At 47.3% G+C, this 18,755-nt stretch carries 17 protein-coding genes; 5 read left to right on the plus strand and 12 right to left on the minus strand.

What is annotated here, in order from left to right:
* Positions 1 to 128 precede the first annotated feature (128 nt).
* Genes coaE through yacG form a run of 3 tightly spaced genes read left to right on the plus strand, consistent with a single transcriptional unit; the run spans position 129 to position 1,739 of the window.
* Complete coding sequence (gene coaE / locus Xbed_RS00290) at positions 129 to 752, plus strand: dephospho-CoA kinase (protein WP_086110962.1); 624 nt, start codon at positions 129 to 131, stop codon at positions 750 to 752.
* Positions 745 to 1,503 (plus strand): cell division protein ZapD, encoded by a 759-nt coding sequence (gene zapD / locus Xbed_RS00295; RefSeq protein WP_086110963.1) that lies wholly within the window; start codon positions 745 to 747, stop codon positions 1,501 to 1,503. Before coaE ends, zapD begins: the two co-directional genes overlap by 8 nt.
* Positions 1,504 to 1,535: 32 nt before the next feature.
* Positions 1,536 to 1,739, plus strand: a complete 204-nt coding sequence (gene yacG / locus Xbed_RS00300) for a DNA gyrase inhibitor YacG (RefSeq protein WP_086110964.1) — start codon at positions 1,536 to 1,538, stop codon at positions 1,737 to 1,739.
* 236 nt (positions 1,740 to 1,975) lie between these two features.
* Here the strand turns inward: yacG and mutT are convergent, their stop codons facing one another.
* Positions 1,976 to 2,380 (minus strand): 8-oxo-dGTP diphosphatase MutT, encoded by a 405-nt coding sequence (gene mutT, locus Xbed_RS00305; RefSeq protein WP_086110965.1) that lies wholly within the window; start codon positions 2,378 to 2,380, stop codon positions 1,976 to 1,978.
* Between the two features lie 231 nt (positions 2,381 to 2,611).
* Here mutT and Xbed_RS00310 point away from each other — a divergent pair, with 231 nt between their 5' ends.
* The gene (locus Xbed_RS00310; protein ID WP_086110966.1) at positions 2,612 to 4,219 is read left to right on the plus strand and encodes an ATP-binding cassette domain-containing protein; all 1,608 of its coding nucleotides are present in this window, start codon (positions 2,612 to 2,614) and stop codon (positions 4,217 to 4,219) included.
* Between the two features lie 68 nt (positions 4,220 to 4,287).
* Here Xbed_RS00310 and secA read toward each other — a convergent pair whose 3' ends face one another.
* Complete coding sequence (gene secA, locus Xbed_RS00315; protein WP_086110967.1) at positions 4,288 to 6,996, minus strand: preprotein translocase subunit SecA; 2,709 nt, start codon at positions 6,994 to 6,996, stop codon at positions 4,288 to 4,290.
* A gap of 93 nt (positions 6,997 to 7,089) precedes the next feature.
* On the minus strand, positions 7,090 to 7,659 hold the full coding sequence (secM, locus tag Xbed_RS00320; RefSeq protein ID WP_086110968.1) for a secA translation cis-regulator SecM: 570 nt from the start codon (positions 7,657 to 7,659) through the stop codon (positions 7,090 to 7,092).
* Between the two features lie 37 nt (positions 7,660 to 7,696).
* On the opposite strand from secM, the gene Xbed_RS00325 reads away from it, so the two are divergent.
* The gene (locus Xbed_RS00325; RefSeq protein WP_086110969.1) at positions 7,697 to 8,233 is read left to right on the plus strand and encodes a DUF721 domain-containing protein; all 537 of its coding nucleotides are present in this window, start codon (positions 7,697 to 7,699) and stop codon (positions 8,231 to 8,233) included.
* A gap of 134 nt (positions 8,234 to 8,367) precedes the next feature.
* On the opposite strand, the gene lpxC is transcribed toward Xbed_RS00325, so the two are convergent.
* From lpxC to murD, 9 genes are all read right to left on the minus strand, one after another.
* Positions 8,368 to 9,285 carry a UDP-3-O-acyl-N-acetylglucosamine deacetylase gene (gene lpxC, locus Xbed_RS00330; protein WP_086110970.1) on the minus strand — a complete coding sequence of 306 codons (918 nt, stop codon included), beginning with the start codon at positions 9,283 to 9,285 and terminating at the stop codon, positions 8,368 to 8,370.
* Positions 9,286 to 9,384: 99 nt separating this feature from the next.
* Positions 9,385 to 10,548 (minus strand): cell division protein FtsZ, encoded by a 1,164-nt coding sequence (gene ftsZ, locus Xbed_RS00335; protein WP_086110971.1) that lies wholly within the window; start codon positions 10,546 to 10,548, stop codon positions 9,385 to 9,387.
* Positions 10,549 to 10,614: 66 nt separating this feature from the next.
* Entirely contained in the window at positions 10,615 to 11,871 is a 1,257-nt protein-coding gene (gene ftsA / locus Xbed_RS00340; RefSeq protein WP_086110972.1) for a cell division protein FtsA, read from the minus strand.
* 32 nt (positions 11,872 to 11,903) lie between these two features.
* A complete protein-coding gene (gene ftsQ, locus Xbed_RS00345; RefSeq protein WP_086110973.1) occupies positions 11,904 to 12,719 on the minus strand; it encodes a cell division protein FtsQ in 816 nt (271 codons plus the stop codon).
* Position 12,720: 1 nt separating this feature from the next.
* The gene (locus Xbed_RS00350) at positions 12,721 to 13,641 is read right to left on the minus strand and encodes a D-alanine--D-alanine ligase (protein WP_086110974.1); all 921 of its coding nucleotides are present in this window, start codon (positions 13,639 to 13,641) and stop codon (positions 12,721 to 12,723) included.
* Positions 13,634 to 15,109: a UDP-N-acetylmuramate--L-alanine ligase gene (murC, locus tag Xbed_RS00355; protein ID WP_086110975.1), complete on the minus strand. Its 1,476-nt coding sequence runs from the start codon at positions 15,107 to 15,109 to the stop codon at positions 13,634 to 13,636. The genes Xbed_RS00350 and murC overlap by 8 nt, the downstream gene beginning before the upstream one ends.
* A gap of 36 nt (positions 15,110 to 15,145) precedes the next feature.
* The gene (gene murG, locus Xbed_RS00360; RefSeq protein ID WP_086110976.1) at positions 15,146 to 16,231 is read right to left on the minus strand and encodes an undecaprenyldiphospho-muramoylpentapeptide beta-N-acetylglucosaminyltransferase; all 1,086 of its coding nucleotides are present in this window, start codon (positions 16,229 to 16,231) and stop codon (positions 15,146 to 15,148) included.
* The gene (gene ftsW / locus Xbed_RS00365; RefSeq protein WP_086110977.1) at positions 16,228 to 17,421 is read right to left on the minus strand and encodes a cell division protein FtsW; all 1,194 of its coding nucleotides are present in this window, start codon (positions 17,419 to 17,421) and stop codon (positions 16,228 to 16,230) included. Before ftsW ends, murG begins: the two co-directional genes overlap by 4 nt.
* Positions 17,421 to 18,746, minus strand: a complete 1,326-nt coding sequence (gene murD, locus Xbed_RS00370; RefSeq protein WP_208612166.1) for a UDP-N-acetylmuramoyl-L-alanine--D-glutamate ligase — start codon at positions 18,744 to 18,746, stop codon at positions 17,421 to 17,423. The genes ftsW and murD overlap by 1 nt, the downstream gene beginning before the upstream one ends.
* Between the last annotated feature and the right edge of the window lie 9 nt (positions 18,747 to 18,755).

Below are 18,755 nucleotides of genomic sequence, written 5' to 3' on the forward strand. Positions count from 1 at the left end.
GGCGGCAAGGGAGTGAGCCAACAAAGAGGCAACTTGAAGTGTGACGGGTATACGTGTTTGTTTATAGCCCATACGGCTCCCTTGAGTTACAATTTAATTATGCTATCAGAAATATTTTAAGGGATAGAATGACTTATATTGTTGCACTCACAGGTGGAATTGGTAGCGGTAAAACGACTATCTCTAATGTATTTTCATCCCTTGGTGTCCCGCTTGTTGATGCTGATATTATTGCCAGAGAAGTTGTTGCTCCCGGCACTCCCGCATTACAAGCAATTACAGAGCACTTTGGTTCTGACGTATTACTGGCCGATAACAGTCTTAATCGCGCGCGGCTGCGTCAGAAAATTTTTGCGGCCCCGGAAGAAAAACAGTGGATCAATGCGCTCTTACATCCTCTGATACAAACAGAAACACAGCGACAACTCAACCAAGTGACTGCTCCCTATGTTATTTGGGTCGTTCCTCTATTAATTGAAAATAATTTAAGCCATCTGGCAGACCGTATTTTAGTGGTTGATGTTCCAGAAGAAATACAGATAAACCGAACAATGGCCCGCGATGGCGTGAGCCGTGAGCAAGTCGAAAATATTCTGGCTGCACAAGCCAGCCGTCATGCCAGACTGGAAAAGGCAGATGACGTCATCTTGAACCACAACAGTGAGCAAAATATTACCTCCCGTGTGGTCGAATTACATCAACAGTATTTACAACAAGCAAAATCAGTCAGACAGGAAAACCACAATGAGTGATGCAACCTCCTCTATTATTTTTGAACATCCACTCAATGAAAAAATGCGTTCATGGTTGAGGATTGAGTCTTCACTGCAACAGTTGGAAAAACAGCGTCACTTGGACTCTCAGGCAAGTAGCCTCGCATTTTTCCGTACCATTGCCGAATTGATTGAGATCTTAGAACGCGGCGAAGTCCGCTCTGAACTATTAAAAGAGCTAGATCGCCAGCAGGCAAAATTGAAACAATGGATCGGTGCTCCCAATGCTGATGCGGCCATGATCCACAACCTGGCAGAACAGCTTAAGGAACGCAGTGTTGCTTTGAATCAAGCCCCCCGGCTCAGTCAATATATCAAAGAAGACCGCATTATCAGCATGGTGCGCCAACGACTCAGTATCCCCGGAGGATGTTGTAGCTTCGATTTGCCGACATTACATCTGTGGTTACATTTACCGCAATCTGTCAGGGATGAGGCCGTCAAAACCTGGTTAGACAGCCTTCGTCCATTGCAACAGGCATTGGAAAGTATTCTGGGACTGATACGCCACTCAGCAGTATTCACGCCTAAAGCGAGTCATAACGGGTTTTATCAGGGAAATGCTGATGAGGCAGACCTATTGAGATTAAAATTAGATGTCGTATTAAGTACATTGGTTTATCCACAAGTCTCTGGCTATAAGACACGTTTCGCTATCCGTTTCTTGCCAATGGACAGTGAAAATGGCGTGGTACCCGCCCATTTGTCATTTGAATTAGCCTGCTGTTAACATAGAATTCAAATCAAGCAGGAGAAAGTAAGATGTCTGAAGTATTGACTGTCGAATGCCCGACATGCAGCAACACAGTAATATGGGGAGAAATCAGCCCATATCGTCCATTTTGCAGTAAACGTTGCCAATTGATCGATTTAGGTGAGTGGGCCAGCGAAGAAAAGAAAATACCGAGTCAAAGCGACTGTTCAGAAAATGATAGCTGGAGCGAAGATCCCGATTTTTATCAGTAATAGGGTTTAACTTTTGTGATCGATGTATAGCTGCGCCAGTTTTATTTGGCGCGGCTATACATCACCTCCAATAAACATCGCATCCAATAAACATCACATCCAATAATTTAAATAAATACGTTTTCATCATAGTGACACACTGAAATTCCTTACTCCCGCAGTGCGGGGAGTAAGGAAATGTCCTACAATTTTGAAATTTCATTTATAACTAATATTTCAATATAACCAATAAATAGTTAATTCGAGTCACCTCTTGTCAGAAAATCCACAATAGTACGGTTTGCCGGAGGAAATTCATCCGCAATTAATTCTGATTGTACAACCCAGCGAGAGGGTTGCCCTTCTTTACCAAATGGCTCATCTTTCCACTCATCAACCAGAAAAAAGTAAAGTGTGATATTTCTGTCAGGAAAATCGTATGTGATGGTATCCATCACTTCACAATGAGTGACCGTGATCCCAACTTCTTCCTTTAACTCCCGAATCAATGCCTGTTCCGGCGTTTCTCCCTGTTCAAGTTTTCCACCGGGAAACTCCCAAAAGCCGCCCATATGTGAATCAGCACTGCGCTGTGTGATAAAAATTTCATCATTGCTATTTTTAATAATACCTGCTGCAATATACAGATGTTTTTTTTCCATAATCGTTTTTCTTGCTGTTGATTATTTAACTTGGGTGATTATCTCTTGCAGACTACATTAAAATTAGCTTAAATCGCAAACGGGTATTTCCTTTAATCGATTCCTATTGCCAACAACCTCACCATATCCAACATATCATGTAAAAACAGACTGCAAACAGTGTAAGAAATTAGCCGACAAATAGCTTCAACCTACTATTTTTACTATTTGAAAAATTTAGGAAGCAACGTTATGCAGAATGATGTTCAATCATTGATCGAAGCAAAACAGATCGCCCATCAATTTTCTGGTGACGCGAAGCCCCTGTTTTCTGATATTGATATGTTCTTAAATGCAGAGCAACACGCGTTAGTGGGGCGTAATGGAATAGGTAAATCCTGGCTGGCATCAATACTGGCAAAACAGATACCTTCCTCAGCAGGTAGTGTGAAACATTTCTGTGATGTGGGTTACTTGTCACAGGGTTTGCTCCCTTTCTCCGGTAATACCGCAGATATGCTGGGATTAACCAACATCATGAGTGCCAACAAGCGTGTTCTGGCGGGAGTGGGTGATGCAGCAGATTTTGATATCATGGAAGGTCACTGGGATTGGCAATTTCAGGCCGAATCTCTGCTTGCCGAAGGTGAACTCAATCCAACCATCTTAGAGCAGCCTTTTGATTCCCTCAGCGGTGGTGAACAGACACGGGTCCGGCTATTGGCGCTAAAACGGCAAGGGGCGGGTTTTATGATTCTGGATGAACCCAGTAATCACCTTGACCGACAAGGGCGTCTTTGGTTGGCTCAATGGCTCGGGACTTTCAGTGGGGGTATTTTGCTGGTCACCCATGATAGCCAACTTTTACAACATGTATCGATTGTTTACGAACTCAGTGGATTGGGATTATCCCGCAGTATCGGTGGGTGGGATACTTGGCTGGAAAGTAAAGAGCAACTCAGGCTGGGTGTTCAACGCGAAGTCGATCAAACGCGAAAAAACCTGAAACAAGTTTTGCGTGATAAGCAAAAAGACCTTGAAAAAACCAGTAAAAGGCAGAGTCAAGGCAAGCATAAACGAGAAAATGCCAATCAGGCCAAAATCCTCCTTGATCGTCAACTTGGGCGTTCAGAAGCCACATTGTCACGGCAGGCAATACAACACAAAGAGCGAATTCAAAGACATTCATCACTCGCTACAGATGCCAGGGAGAAACTGGAAATCATCGATCCATTGTCAATTGCGGTTGCCACCCCACAAGCAGCCACCTCCCCCTTGCTTTACTTACAGGATGTCATTTTACCTTTTGGTTCAAGTTCTCCGATTAGCTTGACCATCAATAATGGTGAACGTCTTGCGGTCGTTGGAAAGAACGGTAGCGGAAAATCGACCTTATTAAAAGTGATAACAGGAGACATCCCTCCCAAACAGGGTCGTTATCGGATAACACCTTCGTATCGTCTGATGGATCAACATTTTTCATTCCTCGATAAAACCCAATCCGCGCTCTATAACTTCCAATTGCAATCACCGGGCTGGACTGAGGATCGTTACCGTACTCGATTGGCACAATTACGTATTCGCGGCGAAGAGGCGTTGAAGCCGGTTGGTTATCTGAGTGGAGGAGAACAACTTAAGGTCGCATTAGCGTGCTTGTTCTGTGGGCCATATGCCCCCGCCCTGCTGTTATTGGATGAACCGGATAATCATCTGGATATTGAATCACGCGAATTACTTCAGCAAGCATTGCATGATTATGCCGGAGCTATGGTTCTCATTTCCCATGATGATCAATTCATTGAAAATATAGGCAATATGCAGGTATCGGTATTGAATGATGGAGAAAATACTTTTTATTAATCAATTTATTAGCTATCAATACTTGTACTCTCGCCCACCTTGGGCGAGAGTTTAGCGGATAAGTTTAATTATAAGCGGCCATGACAATGCTTATATTTTTTACCAGAGCCACATGGGCAAGGATCATTGCGGCCCGCTTTACGCTCTCCGCTTGCCATCTGAGCCTCAGCTTCTGACATCAATGCACCTTGCTCAACTTCATGGCTCAAGTGCTGCTGTCTTGCCAAACGTTCAGCTTCTTCACGACGCTGTAGTTCAAGCGCTTCGACTTCTTCCGGCATTCTGACCTGAACTTTGCTCAAGGTACTGATCACTTCATATTTCAGTGATTCCAGCATATTGGCAAACATGGCAAAAGATTCACGCTTGTATTCCTGTTTCGGATCTTTCTGTGCATAGCCGCGCAGGTGAATACCCTGACGCAGGTAATCCATTGCTGCCAAATGCTCTTTCCACAGTGTATCCAAGGTTTGCAGCATGATACCTTTTTCAAAGTTACGCATCATTTCTGCACTGACAATTTCTTCTTTCTGTTTATAAACTTCAATCGCCTTCTCAAAAATGCGTTCACGCAGCGTTTCTTCATGCAATTCCGGCTCTTTGTCCAGCCATTCTTTGATTGGAAGATCCAGATCGAAGTCGTTGATTAAACGTTCCTGCAACCCTTCAATATCCCACATTTCTTCCAGCGATTGTGGCGGAATATAAGCATCAATCGTGACTTTGAAGACATCTTCACGGATGCTGGCAATAGTTTCACTGACGTCACTCACATCAAGCAAATCATTGCGTTGAGCATAAATCGCCCGGCGCTGATCGTTGGCAACATCATCATATTCCAGCAATTGCTTACGGATATCGAAGTTACGGCTTTCAACCTTACGTTGAGCATTGGCAATCGCTTTAGTCACCCACGGATGTTCAATCGCTTCCCCTGGCTGCATACCCAGTTTACGCATCATGCCTGTAACGCGGTCAGAAGCGAAAATACGCATCAAAGAGTCTTCCATTGAGAGATAGAAGCGCGAAGAACCCGCATCTCCCTGACGTCCCGCACGACCCCGTAACTGGTTATCAATACGGCGGGATTCATGGCGCTCTGTGCCGACAATATGTAACCCCCCTGCCGCCAGGACTGCATCATGGCGTGCTTGCCATGCCGCCTTGATTTTCTCGATTTCTGCTTCGCTTGGTTCTTCCAGTTTAGCGACTTCGGTTTGCCAACTTCCGCCCAACACGATATCAGTACCACGACCCGCCATGTTAGTCGCAATCGTCACTGTGCCGGCCTGACCGGCCTGAGCGATAATGTCAGCTTCCATTGCATGGAATTTCGCGTTCAAGACGTTATGTGCAATGCCGGCTTGAGTTAATGCCTTAGAAACCAGTTCAGATTTCTCAATGGAAATGGTTCCCACCAAAACAGGCTGGCCGCTGTTTGTGCGTTCTTTGATATCTTGAATGATTGCCTCGATTTTTTCCTCTTCTGTCATGTAAACCAGATCGGGTAAATCTTGCCGGACCATTGGGCGGTTTGTTGGAATGACGATGGTATCCAGTTTATAAATGGAGCTGAATTCGAAGGCTTCTGTATCCGCCGTACCCGTCATTCCAGCCAATTTTTCATATATACGGAAATAGTTCTGGAATGTGATCGAAGCCAGCGTCTGGTTTTCATTCTGAATTTCGACGCTTTCTTTAGCTTCCACCGCCTGATGAAGGCCATCAGACCAGCGACGCCCCTGCATGGTACGCCCTGTATGTTCATCAACAATGATGACTTCACCCTCTTTGACGATATAGTCCACATCACGGGTAAACAAAACGTGGGCACGCAGGGCTGCGGTCACATGGTGCATCAGCATGATGTTGGTCGGGGAATACAGGGATTCACCTTCCTCCATCATTTTGGCTTCCACCAGTAATTCTTCAACCCGTACCAGACCACGTTCTGTCAAATGGACTTGACGTGTTTTTTCATCAACAGAAAAGTGCCCTTCACCTTGGAATGTGTCTGAATCTTCTTTTTCTTGCCGGATCAGTTGCGGGATCAGCTTATCCACTTTGATATAAAGTTCAGAGCTATCTTCCGCCGGCCCGGAAATAATCAATGGGGTGCGAGCCTCATCGATCAGGATGGAGTCAACCTCATCCACCAGTGCATAGTGCAGTTTGCGTTGGACTCGTTCTTCCGGACTAAACGCCATGTTGTCACGCAGATAGTCGAAGCCATACTCATTGTTGGTGCCATAAGTGATGTCGGCGGCATAGGCTTCACGTTTCGCAGGCGCTGGCATCCCGGGCAAGTTAATGCCCACGCTCAGGCCAAGAAACTCAAAAAGTGGACGGTTGTTTTCAGCATCACGCTGTGCCAGATAGTCGTTCACGGTAACAACGTGGACGCCTCGTCCACTTAAGGCGTTAAGATAAGCGGGCAGCGTTGCGGTCAGCGTTTTACCTTCACCAGTACGCATCTCCGCTATGCAGCGTTCATTCAATACCATCCCGCCCAGCAATTGCACATCAAAGTGACGCATACCAAAAACACGTTTACTGGCTTCACGCACGGTAGCAAAGGCTTCCGGCAGAATTTTTTCCAGTGACTCTCCTGCCTTCAGACGAGCACGAAATTGATCCGTTTTCGCTTTCAGTTCTTCATCAGAGAGTTTTTCAAAATCCGGTTCCATATGGTTGATGACATCAACCACTTTGCGCAAACGGCGCAGAGTACGGTCATTACGGCTACCAAAAATTTTCGTCAGTAATTTAATCAACATAGTGAGTACTTCTCAGATAAGGCCACTTTTGTAGCCAATCAATCATTTCCTAAAAACTGTCTTATTAATTAAAAGAAAAGTAAGACAGAGGCATTAAAGTAAAGATGATTGGATGGTGATTGGCCCTGCCCTGATGCCCTGAATTTTGGCTACCCAGAGTGCCGGGGTATAGGTATCAGGATGTACAACCTGCGCCATTGCTATACTTGAGATAGTTTCATCAAAAATAGTTTCATCAAATGGCATTGGTGTCTGAGTCAGCATCGCATGCAGCGTATCCAGCATCAGTTGCTGCATGGATGGGGATGAGATCTGGCGACTTTCTTTTGCGGCTTCGTGCCTGACAGGTTCTGTCACCGAAAAAGCAAAAGAAAGTTGACGGATCACATTACGAACAGCATGTTGCTGCCAGTAATTTAAATAATTAGCGGGTTGACGTTGAACACTTTTTAATTGAAATAAATGTAATTGGAACAACTGCTCGAACGAGGAAAATGCTTGGTTCTGGTTTTCCTGAGTAGAGGAAGTATTTGTATGGGAAAGATTTTCTGTCACCCCGGCAAAAACAGTAGGAACACCAATTCCTGTAGCAACCATGCCCAGTAAAAGGTGAGACCAAAAATAACGCCTACCAAATTGTCGCCAAAGATTTAAAATACTCATTAATCCTTCATTAATAAATACTGGAACTGCCTGTATTATGCGAGATAGCCGCCCACAATCACTGGATACGCTGTTTGAAGATGCGGCGACTGTCGGAAAAAGCCCACTTCAAGTTATTCAAAGACATGCCATCGCATTATTGAAACTCAACCGTGCCGTTCTCAGTTTGCTTCCTGCCCAATTGCACCCGTGGTGTCGGGTCGCCAATTATCGCAAACAAATTCTGGTACTGGAAGCAGGAAATGCCAGTTGGATGACTCGGCTGCGTTATGAAATTCCGGTTTTGCTCTCTACTTTGAGACGCGAAATTCTACCATCTTTATCCTCAATCGACATCAGGATTAATCCATCATTAATGGTTAAGTGTGATAATAATGCGCAGGATGTCTCAAAATCGTCAATAAAGGCATTCAATAATGATAATCAGGAATTACCAAAGCGCCAGCTCACTCATGAAAGCGCCGAAACATTAATGATGTTGGCTGAACGTAGCCCTGAAAAATTGAAAAGAAGATTGGAACGATTGGCTGCACTGGCCGGAGAGGGTACCAGTACAGCCAAGAAGAAGCGCTAACGCTGGATAAAAAACATCAGCGAAAGGAGCGTAATAGATAACATAACCCACTGGTGCATCATAGGAATGATCTCAACACTCTTTAGTTAACACGCATGAGTTAATAAGCATGTTAACAGTGCGTACATGAGCCATTACGCCAACACCAAGGATGGAGCACGGAAAGCCAGTGGCATTTCAGCTTCATCTTCAAATGTGACAAACTCCCAAGCGCTTTCCTTCGCCAGAACAGTTTGCAGCAACTTGTTGTTCAACGCATGGCCTGATTTGAACGCCGTAAAGGCGCCAATGATGTTGTAGCCACACATAAACAGATCGCCGATGGCATCCAGCATTTTATGGCGAACGAATTCATCTTCAAAGCGCAGACCATCTTCATTGAGTACGCGGTAATCATCGACCACAATCGCACAATCGAAGCTGCCGCCAAGACACAAGCCTTTAGATTGCAGGTATTCAATATCGCGCATGAATCCGAAAGTACGTGCCCGACTAATCTGGCGAACAAATGAATCTGCGGAGAAGTCCAAACTATAACGCTGTGAACCGGAGTCAATCGCCGGATGGTTAAAATCGATGGTAAAATCCAGGCTAAAACCGTGATAAGGCGCCAGTTCGGCCCATTTATCGCCCTCTTCCACACGAACGCTTTCTTTCATGCGCACGAATTTTTTCGCCACATTCAGATCTTCGATACCTGCGTCCAATAGCAAGAAAACGAACGGGCTGGCACTACCATCCATAATCGGGATCTCTGGCGCATCAACTTCAACCACAATGTTATCAATGCCCAAGCCAGCTAACGCGGCATTCAAATGCTCAACGGTTGAAATCCGCACATTATGCTCGTTAACCAGACAAGTACAGAGCATAGTGTCACGCACAGATTTGGCGTCTGCCGGAAAATCTACCGGGGGATTCAAGTCAGTACGACGATAGATGACCCCGGTATTGGCCGGCGCTGGACGCATTGTCAGCGTGACTTTCTTCCCGGTGTGCAAACCGACGCCGGTCGCTTGAACAATACGTTTTAATGTCCTTTGTTTGATCATCGTTTATATCTCGCAATGTTACTTATCCTGCCAACCACTATAAAACATGACTGGCAGGATAGTTTAGCACAAAAAGCGGAGAAACCAATTTTTTGGCTATCAATCAGCCTGCTTACGCAAGAACGCAGGAATGTCCAGATAGTCAGGTTCTTTGCTCGTATGCGCATTTTGGTCATTGACGACTTTTGCTGCTGTTTTGTTCTCATCAGACAAAGCAGGAATTCCACCGGGCATCTGCGGGTAACGGCGCTCCATCGTGTTTGCCTGAGGTGCTTTGTTATTGGTCACCAACGTAATTTCCGGACGCTTATCCATCCCAATGCCGGTGGCGACGACCGTCACACGCAATTCATCGTTCATATCCGGGTCCAGTGACGTACCGATAACAACCGTGGCATTATCAGAAGCGAATGCACGGATGGTGTTACCCACCGTTTCAAATTCATCCAGACGCAAGTCGAAGCCCGCTGTAATGTTAACCAGAACGCCACGGGCACCAGAAAGATCAATATCTTCCAGCAATGGACTGGAGATAGCCATTTCCGCAGCTTCTTCCGCTCTATCTTCACCTTGTGCGATACCCGAACCCATCATGGCGTAACCCATTTCAGACATCACGGTACGAACGTCAGCGAAGTCAACATTCATCAATCCTGGACGGGTAATCAGCTCTGCAATACCTTGCACCGCCCCTTTCAGGACATCATTGGCTGCACCGAATGCATCCAGCAAGGAAATACCGCGACCCAGAACTTTCAATAACTTGTCATTTGGAATGGTAATCAATGAATCCACATGCTTGGAAAGTTCAGTGATCCCTTGTTCCGCGAAGGCCATACGTTTTTTGCCTTCGAAATTAAATGGCTTAGTGACAACAGCAACAGTCAAAATGCCAAGTTCTTTGGCAATTTCAGCCACAACAGGCGCCGCCCCTGTTCCTGTACCACCGCCCATACCGGCAGCGATGAATACCATGTCAGCACCTTCCAGTGCGGTACGCAGTGATTCACGATCTTCTTCCGCAGCAGTACGGCCAACTTCAGGGTTTGCTCCGGCGCCCAATCCTTTCGTAATGCCGTTGCCAATCTGGATAGTCTGACCAACAGCCGTCTTACGCAGAGCCTGAGCATCGGTGTTGATCGCAAAGAAGTCTACACCTTCAATACGCTCACGCACCATGTGCTCCACAGCATTACCGCCGCCGCCGCCGACGCCGATGACTTTAATCACCGCGTCATTGGTTAATTCCAGTGGTTCAAACATAATTTCTCTCCGTTTTGTGCCTTTATATCGAGGCCGGCGATATTGTCGTAGCCTCTGTATAAAAAATCAAAATTCTTTTTTCAGCCAGTTGCTGATTTTCTTAAACCAGCCGCTCACTGACGTTCTTTTATCGGCATCAGAATCTCCGCCAAGGTGGGATTCTTTGCCATAATGCAGAAGCCCGACCGCTGTTGAGTAGCAAGGCTCCTGCACATAATCTGTCAGTCCAGTGATGTTCAGCGGCCGACCAATGCGCACCTGGGTATGGAATACCCGCTGGGCACAATCGGCAAGACCATCAATCTGGGCTCCTCCCCCTGTCAGGACAATCCCTGCTGCCAGGTGGTGCTTGACTCCCTGCTGACGCAATTGCTCCTGCAATCGCAAAATTTCATCATTCACTAAATTCAGCAGTTCCGTATAACGAGGCTCGATCACCTCAGCCAATGTCTGGCGTTGCAAGCTACGGGGAGGACGCCCTCCCACGCTTGGGACTTCGACACTTTCGTCCTTGCTGACGATTGAACCCAATGCACAGCCGTGGCGAACCTTGATGGTTTCCGCATCACTTGGCGGCGTACCAAATGCATAAGCGATATCGCTGGTCACGACATTGCCGGCATAAGGGATAACCTTGGTATGGCGCAATGCACCGCCAGTGTATACCGCGATATCCATCGTCCCGCCGCCAATATCAACGACGCAGACTCCCAGTTCACGTTCATCTTCCGTGAGCACAGCGTAACTGGCTGCCAGTCCGGCAAAAATAAGTTGGTCAACTTTCAGGCCACAACGCTCAACCGCTTTTACGATATTTTTCGCCATGTCGTTATGGCAGGTAATCAAATGGACTTTCGCCTGCATACGCACGCCGGATAGCCCTACTGGATTTTTGATCCCTTCCTGATAGTCAATCGCGTATTCCTGTGGGATCACATGCAAAATACGGTGCTCATCACGAACACGAACCGATTTAGCCGTATGGACAACGCTGTCCACATCATCCTGCGTGACTTCTTCTTCCGAAATAGGCACCATGCCGATTTCGTTCTGACAACTGATATGCTTGCCGGAAAGCGCCAGATAGACTGAAGAGATTTGACAATCCGCCATGAGTTCAGCCTGATCGATGGCACGCTGTACGCATTTAACGACCGATTCAAGATCGTTGACACCGCCTTTATCCATGCCACGGGATGGGCAACTTCCTACTCCGATAATATTAACCATACCATCGGGCAGAATTTCACCAACCAGGGCAGAGACCTTTGCTGTCCCGATTTCAAGGCCAACCACCAATTTTCTGTCCGTTGATTTGATCATCGTTATTCTGCCTGTCTCTGTTTTATTACCAGTCACTGTTTGTTTTCTTGCCCGTTCATTGAAACCGGAGCGTCAGTTAATAAAGGAGCCCAACCTACCGCAGCACCACTGTCATAACGTAAGTCAACATAATCCACACGTTTCTCCGTGTTCTTCAGCAACAAGGGAGAAAGTTCAATAAAACGTTTCACTCGTTCCTTTTGATATCGACTTCCTACCTCTAATTGGATATTGTTATCCAATACCAATCGCCAGGAGTTACGCGCTGTGATGCTCAATGCTTTCAATTTAATGTGATGTTTTTCAAGCAAAGCTGACATTGTGCGGTATCCATCTAATACATCATTTTCTCTGCCTTCTGGCCCGAAAAGCATTGGATATGACCCACTTGCACTGCGTTCCATCGGTAAACTGAATACCCGGCCTTCTGCATCCAGCATTTGGGTATTATTCCAGCGCGCATAGGGCACGTATTCTACCAGATGTATTTTCAGTTCATCGGGCCATTGTTTCCGCACAGTGACTTGCCGAATCCATGGCAACTGTTCAATCTTTTCTTGAATGACGTTAACATCCTGGGTCATAAATGTTCTGGGGGCACCCAGAGACAAAATAGACTGTCTGACATCATCATTCGTGGTGTAATGACGTGTCCCTGTCAACACCAGTTTTGAGAGCGGTAACCTGTTCGAATCCTTCATCCAGTCCAGCGTCATCCAGCCTCCCCATATGATGGTGCCAATCACCATCAGGAAGAAGATCATCCCTAGCAGATAATAACCATTACTGGGACGGACTCCCTGAGCTTCACTCTCCCGCTCCCGGATCTTCCGGGCTGCCTGTGACATATCAATCAGCCAATTCCAAAATTCTCGCGACGAGTTGAGAAAAATTGAGTCCGGCCTGACGTGCTGCAATGGGCACCAGACTATGGCTGGTCATGCCTGGAGAGGTATTCGCCTCCAACAGGTAGAAATTGCCATTGCCATCATCCATGATATCAACCCGTCCCCAACCACGACATCCCAGCGTTTTATACGCCCTTGATGCGATATCTACCAATTCCTGCTCTTTTTCCACACTCAAGCCACTTGGACAGAAGTATTTTGTTTCGTTGGAAAGATATTTCGCATTGTAATCATAAAACACATCCGAGACCTGAATGCGGATAGAAGGAAGCGCCTCATCCCCCAAAAAACCCACAGTATATTCAGGGCCAAACAACCATTTTTCAACCAATACATTCGTGTCATACTGGAAAGCCAGTTCCAATGCACCACGCAGGTCAGCATAATCATTCACTTTGGTCATCCCGACACTGGAACCTTCCAGATTGGGTTTAACCATGAGCGGTAACCCTAATTCTTGAACATATTCTTTGATTTGAGAATCATTAACTTGTTCAAATTTTTGCGAATTAATGACGACATAAGGAGAAACAGGCAGTTTTGCCCCTTGCCATAGATGTTTTGTGCGCAATTTATCCATTGACAACGCAGAGGCCATCACGCCACTGCCGGTATAAGGGAGCTGCAGAAATTCCAGTAAACCTTGCAGGGTGCCATCCTCACCGCCACGACCATGTAGTGCGATAAAGACTTTATTGAATCCTTCTTCTTTGAGTTTAGTCACATCAAAGTCTTTTGTATCGACCGGATGAGCATTAATGCCCGCTTCTTTCAATCCAGCCACAACAGCCTGCCCTGATTGTAATGAAACCTCACGTTCAGCAGATGTTCCACCCAACAGAACCGCGACCTTATCAACCATGATGTTCTCCCTCATTAAAAGATGGCTGTAATTTTGTTTCAGCCAGATTGCGCGCTATTTTACCGATATTACCGGCACCCTGTACCAATATTAAGTCATTGTTTTCTATTACTTGTGATAGCAGAAGCTGAATGTGTTCGGGATCTGACACAAAAATCGGTTCCAATTTTCCACGGCTACGGATAGTGCGGCATAAAGAGCGGCTATCCGCCCCCGGAATGGGCGTTTCACCTGCGGCATACACATCCAGTATCAACAAAACATCTACCTGACCCAGCACATTGGCAAAATCATCATATAAATCACGCGTTCTTGTATAACGATGCGGCTGAAATACCATCACTATACGTTTATCGGTCCAGCCAGCCCGTGCAGCTTTAATCGTGGCATCAACTTCGGTTGGATGATGACCATAATCATCGACCAACATCACACTGCCTTCTTTGCCATTGACATGCTTAAGGGAAAACTCCCCCAGAAAATCAAACCGACGCCCGGTTCCCTGAAATTCGGCCAGTGATGCCAGAATGTCCGCATCATTGATGCCCTCTTCGGTCGCAACAGCCACGGCAGCCGTCGCATTCAGGGCGTTGTGGCGTCCGGGCGCATTTAACACCACATGCAGGTCTGGCAGATCATGCCGACGAATGGTGAAAAAACCCTGTGCTCCTTTCTGCTCATAGTGGGTAATGCGAACGTCCGCTGCCTCACTAAAACCGTAGGTCGTGATATAGCGCCCGATCCGGGGAATGAGTTCTTGCACCACAGGGTCATCACCGCACATTACCGCCCGACCATAAAATGGCAGGTTATGCAGGAAGTTCACGAACGTCTGTTTCAGATTTTCGAAATCGCCCTGATAGGTATCCATATGATCGGCTTCAATATTAGTGACAACTGCCATCATCGGTTGCAAGTGCAAAAATGACGCATCACTTTCATCGGCTTCTGCAATCAGGTAACGGCTGCTGCCTAACCGGGCGTGAGTGCCCGCAGCCTTCACCAGCCCACCATTAACAAAGGTCGGGTCAAGCCCCGCCTGCGCATAAATGCCGGCAATCATGGCGGTTGTGGTCGTTTTTCCATGCGTGCCCGCAATGGCAATACCGTGGCGGTAACGCATGAGTTCTGCCAGCATTTCCGCACGGCGGATCACAGGGATGCGAGCCTCACGAGCCGCTATAATCTCTGGGTTATCCGCAGAAATGGCAGTGGATGCAACCACTACGCTGGCATCCCGTACATTTTCCGGGCGGTGATTAAAATAAATCGTTGCACCCAGTGCAATCAGTTGCTGTGTGACAGGATTGGGTGCCAGATCAGAACCACTTATCTGATAACCTTCATTAGCCAACACCTCGGCGATGCCACCCATGCCAGCACCACCAATGCCGACAAAGTGGATATGCCTGACTTTTCTCATTTCAGGCACTGAAACTCTTAATTTCGCCAATTGTTGTGTATTCACGTTTTAATCTTCACTCGTTATGTTTACATCACCGTTCTACTTGGAACGGCCTGAATGCTTTTCAACAGCATTTATCAGCGCTGCTGACACGCGCTCGGTTGCATTGATGATAGCTATTGAGCGCGCTTTTTCTGCCATTTCCAGCAATTGTGGGCGTTGCCACTGCGTTAACAACTCTGCCACCGCTTCCACCGTAAATGCGGGTTGTTCGAGTATCTTGGCTGCCCCGACGTTTTCCAATGGCAAAGCATTCCAATATTGCTGGCGATCTTTATGCTGGAATGGAACAAAAATCGCGGGTAAACCGGCGGCAGAAATTTCGCTGACCGTCAACGCCCCAGAACGACACACAACAACATCTGCCCACGCATAAGCCTGCGCCATATCATCAATAAATTCAGTCACCTTAAATTCAGATTTGACCAAATTTTCATATTTTTTCTGGGTTTCTTCCTGAGCGCCCTTACCCGCCTGATGCCATAATGTTATTTTATCGCCCAAGCGAGCGGCGACTTCTGGCAGGGTTTGGTTCAGAATCCTCGCGCCCTGGCTGCCACCAACAACCAATACCCGCACCGGGCCTTCACGCCCAGCCAAACGCTGCGCAGGCAGAGGTAATGCCAGTACATCTTCCCTTACCGGGTTACCGACAACCGGTGCGTTAGGAAATGCCCCCGGAAATGCCTGTAAAACCGTTCTGGCGATTTTCGCCAGCCAGCGATTAGTCAGCCCCGCAATACCATTCTGTTCATGCAGGACAACCGGGATGCCACAGAGCCATGCCGCGATCCCACCCGGCCCAGAGACATATCCTCCCATCCCCAGTACCACATCCGGCTGATAACGGCGCATAATCGCTTTTGCCTGCCGAATCGCTTTAAAAATTCTAATCGGGGCAGCAAGCAGTGCTTTTATCCCTTTGCCCCGCAATCCTGAAATCTGAATAAATTCGATATCAATGCCATGCTTCGGCACCAAATCAGCTTCCATGCGATCAGCCGTTCCCAACCAGCGAATATCCCACCCCTGCTCTTTCAAATGATGAGCAACCGCCAGCCCCGGAAACACATGACCGCCAGTCCCCCCTGCCATCACCATTAAACGCCGGTTTTTGCCACTCATTTAGGGCTCCTTACGAACGCCTGTGCTTTTGTCAGGCGCACTTCATAATCAATTCGCAATAACAAAACGATGGCGGTTGACATCACAATCAGACTCGAACCACCATAACTTACGAGAGGTAATGTCAATCCTTTCGTTGGCAGCATACCTGCCGCTGCGCCAACATTGATGAAAGCCTGAAAGCTGAACCATATACCAATGGCGCAAGCCAGAAAGCCTGAAAACCGTTGGTTAAGTTGTAATGCCCTGCGGCCAATCATCATTGCGCGGAAAGCGACGAAGAATACCATTGCCAACACTAAAACCACACCGAAATAACCTAATTCCTCAGCCAGAATGGAGAAAATAAAGTCAGTGTGAGCTTCTGGCAGATACTCCAGTTTTTGGACTGAATTTCCCAACCCCTGCCCAAAGAAACTGCCCCGGCCAAATGCCATTAATGACTGGGTTAGCTGATAGCCACTGCCGAAAGGATCCTCCCACGGATTCAGAAAAGAGGTTACCCGACGTATGCGATAAGGTTCAGCGACAATCAACACGCAGACGGCAAAGATCCCACAGCCAATGATGGCAAGGAATTGCCACAATTTGGCCCCCGCCAGAAACAGCAATGCCAATGTGGTCACAAACAACACGATCACGGTTCCCAAATCCGGCTGTGCCAACAGCAAGATAGCCAATGCAATCATGACGCCCATCGGCTTGCCGAATCCCCAGAAATTATTTCTGACTTCCTCGACCTTTCTGACCAGATAACTGGAGAGGTAGCAAAAAAGCGACAATTTCGACAATTCGGCAGGCTGGATACGCAGCGGACCCACCGCCACCCAACGTGATGCACCATTGACCGAACTGCCGACAAATAGCACCAAAACCAACATGATAATGGTGACCAACAACATGACATTGCTATAACGCAGCCAGAATTCCATCGGAATGCGCAGTGTGATCAGCGATAAGCAAAAACACAGCAGCAAATAAATCGCATCACGTTGCGCAAAAATAAACGGATTGTTAGTGAGGCGCTGACCCACTGGCATTGAGGCTGACGTCACCATGACAAAACCAATAACAACCAACCCCAATATCATCCAGACCAGGGTACGATCATACATGACGATATCTGTGGTATCTGCTTCCACATTTCCCGCCAGCCAATGTTTAAATTTACCAAGGCCCGGAATGGTCATCAGCCTAACTCCTCTGCCAGACGGGCAAATTCATGACCACGATGTTCAAAACCATTGAATTGATCGAAACTCGCACAGGCGGGTGACAGCAGTACCATGTCGCCAACAACCAGTCTGGGTGCAATGTCTCTCATCGCCTGTTCCATCGTTTCTGTCAGTATTGAGATTTCAGGACACAATCGTGCCAACTGATCCCCATCACGACCAAAACAGTAAAGACGCATATTACTGCCAGATAAATAAGGCTTCAGCGGGGTAAAATCTGCCGCTTTTCCATCTCCACCCAATAAAAGATAGAGTGTGCCTTCCAGTTTCAATCCACTCAGTGCCGCTTGGGTGCTGCCAACATTGGTGGCTTTAGAATCATTCACCCAGCGAACGCCATTTCTCGTATGAATCACCTGAAAGCGGTGTTCCAGCCCGGAGTAAGTCCGTAATGCCTGAAGACTGGCTGCACGGGGGATACCAACAGCATCCGCCAACGCCAGTGCTGCCAGTCCATTAGTGTAGTTATGTTGCCCGGCCAATCGCATGTCACGGGTTGACAACACCGGGGCGTGATTAACCCTCAGTTGTTGGTGTCTGCTATCCAGTTGATATTCACCGCTATCCACACCCACATTATCCACACCAAAACTGACACAACGGCTATCTTTGCCTGATTCCGGTAACGTCAATACATCTTGTTCATTCACGACACACACTTTGGCTTGATCGTAAATGCGCAATTTCGCCGCACGGTATTGTGACACCCCTTGCGGATAACGTACCATGTGGTCTTCGGTGACATTCAGCACTGTCGCGGCGGCAGCTTTCAGGCTGTAAGTCGTTTCAAGCTGAAAGCTGGAAAGCTCCAACACATACAACTGACAAGGCTTTTTCAGTAATTCCAAAGCCGGAATACCAATATTCCCCCCGACGCCAACCTGCCATCCGGCCTCTTTTGCCATCTCGCCAACCAGAGTCGTCACGGTGCTTTTACCGTTTGAGCCGGTAATGGCAACTATCGGGGCGATGGCTTCACGACAAAACAGTTCAATGTCTCCCACAATTTCAATGCCTGCATCCGCCGCCGCCTGCAATTCAGGCGTTGCCAACGCAATGCCCGGACTGGCAACGATTAAATCGGCATCAAGCAGCCATTGTTCATTTAGGCTGCCGGTGTGACATTCAACGCCATCAGGCAGCTTATCGCTGCCCGGTGGCACGGTACGGGTATCCATCACTCGCGGAGTCACGCCGCGAGTGATGAAAAAGTCAACGCAGGAAAGACCGGTCAGCCCTAACCCGACAATGACGACTTTTTTACCCCCGTATACCGTCATGAGTTGTTC

Origin of the sequence: Xenorhabdus beddingii (genome assembly GCF_002127545.1) — a bacterium.
In the GTDB taxonomy this organism is placed as follows: Bacteria; Pseudomonadota; Gammaproteobacteria; order Enterobacterales; family Enterobacteriaceae; genus Xenorhabdus; species Xenorhabdus beddingii.

Coding starts and splice junctions, on each gene's coding strand:
- coaE (WP_086110962.1), top strand. CDS start 129: ATGACTTATATTGTTGCACTCACAGGTGGAATTGGTAGCGGTAAAACG.
- zapD (WP_086110963.1), top strand. CDS start 745: ATGAGTGATGCAACCTCCTCTATTATTTTTGAACATCCACTCAATGAA.
- yacG (WP_086110964.1), top strand. CDS start 1,536: ATGTCTGAAGTATTGACTGTCGAATGCCCGACATGCAGCAACACAGTA.
- mutT (WP_086110965.1), bottom strand. CDS start 2,380: ATGGAAAAAAAACATCTGTATATTGCAGCAGGTATTATTAAAAATAGC.
- Xbed_RS00310 (WP_086110966.1), top strand. CDS start 2,612: ATGCAGAATGATGTTCAATCATTGATCGAAGCAAAACAGATCGCCCAT.
- secA (WP_086110967.1), bottom strand. CDS start 6,996: ATGTTGATTAAATTACTGACGAAAATTTTTGGTAGCCGTAATGACCGT.
- secM (WP_086110968.1), bottom strand. CDS start 7,659: ATGAGTATTTTAAATCTTTGGCGACAATTTGGTAGGCGTTATTTTTGG.
- Xbed_RS00325 (WP_086110969.1), top strand. CDS start 7,697: ATGCGAGATAGCCGCCCACAATCACTGGATACGCTGTTTGAAGATGCG.
- lpxC (WP_086110970.1), bottom strand. CDS start 9,285: ATGATCAAACAAAGGACATTAAAACGTATTGTTCAAGCGACCGGCGTC.
- ftsZ (WP_086110971.1), bottom strand. CDS start 10,548: ATGTTTGAACCACTGGAATTAACCAATGACGCGGTGATTAAAGTCATC.
- ftsA (WP_086110972.1), bottom strand. CDS start 11,871: ATGATCAAATCAACGGACAGAAAATTGGTGGTTGGCCTTGAAATCGGG.
- ftsQ (WP_086110973.1), bottom strand. CDS start 12,719: ATGTCACAGGCAGCCCGGAAGATCCGGGAGCGGGAGAGTGAAGCTCAG.
- Xbed_RS00350 (WP_086110974.1), bottom strand. CDS start 13,641: ATGGTTGATAAGGTCGCGGTTCTGTTGGGTGGAACATCTGCTGAACGT.
- murG (WP_086110976.1), bottom strand. CDS start 16,231: ATGAGTGGCAAAAACCGGCGTTTAATGGTGATGGCAGGGGGGACTGGC.
- ftsW (WP_086110977.1), bottom strand. CDS start 17,421: ATGACCATTCCGGGCCTTGGTAAATTTAAACATTGGCTGGCGGGAAAT.
- murD (WP_208612166.1), bottom strand. CDS start 18,746: ATGACGGTATACGGGGGTAAAAAAGTCGTCATTGTCGGGTTAGGGCTG.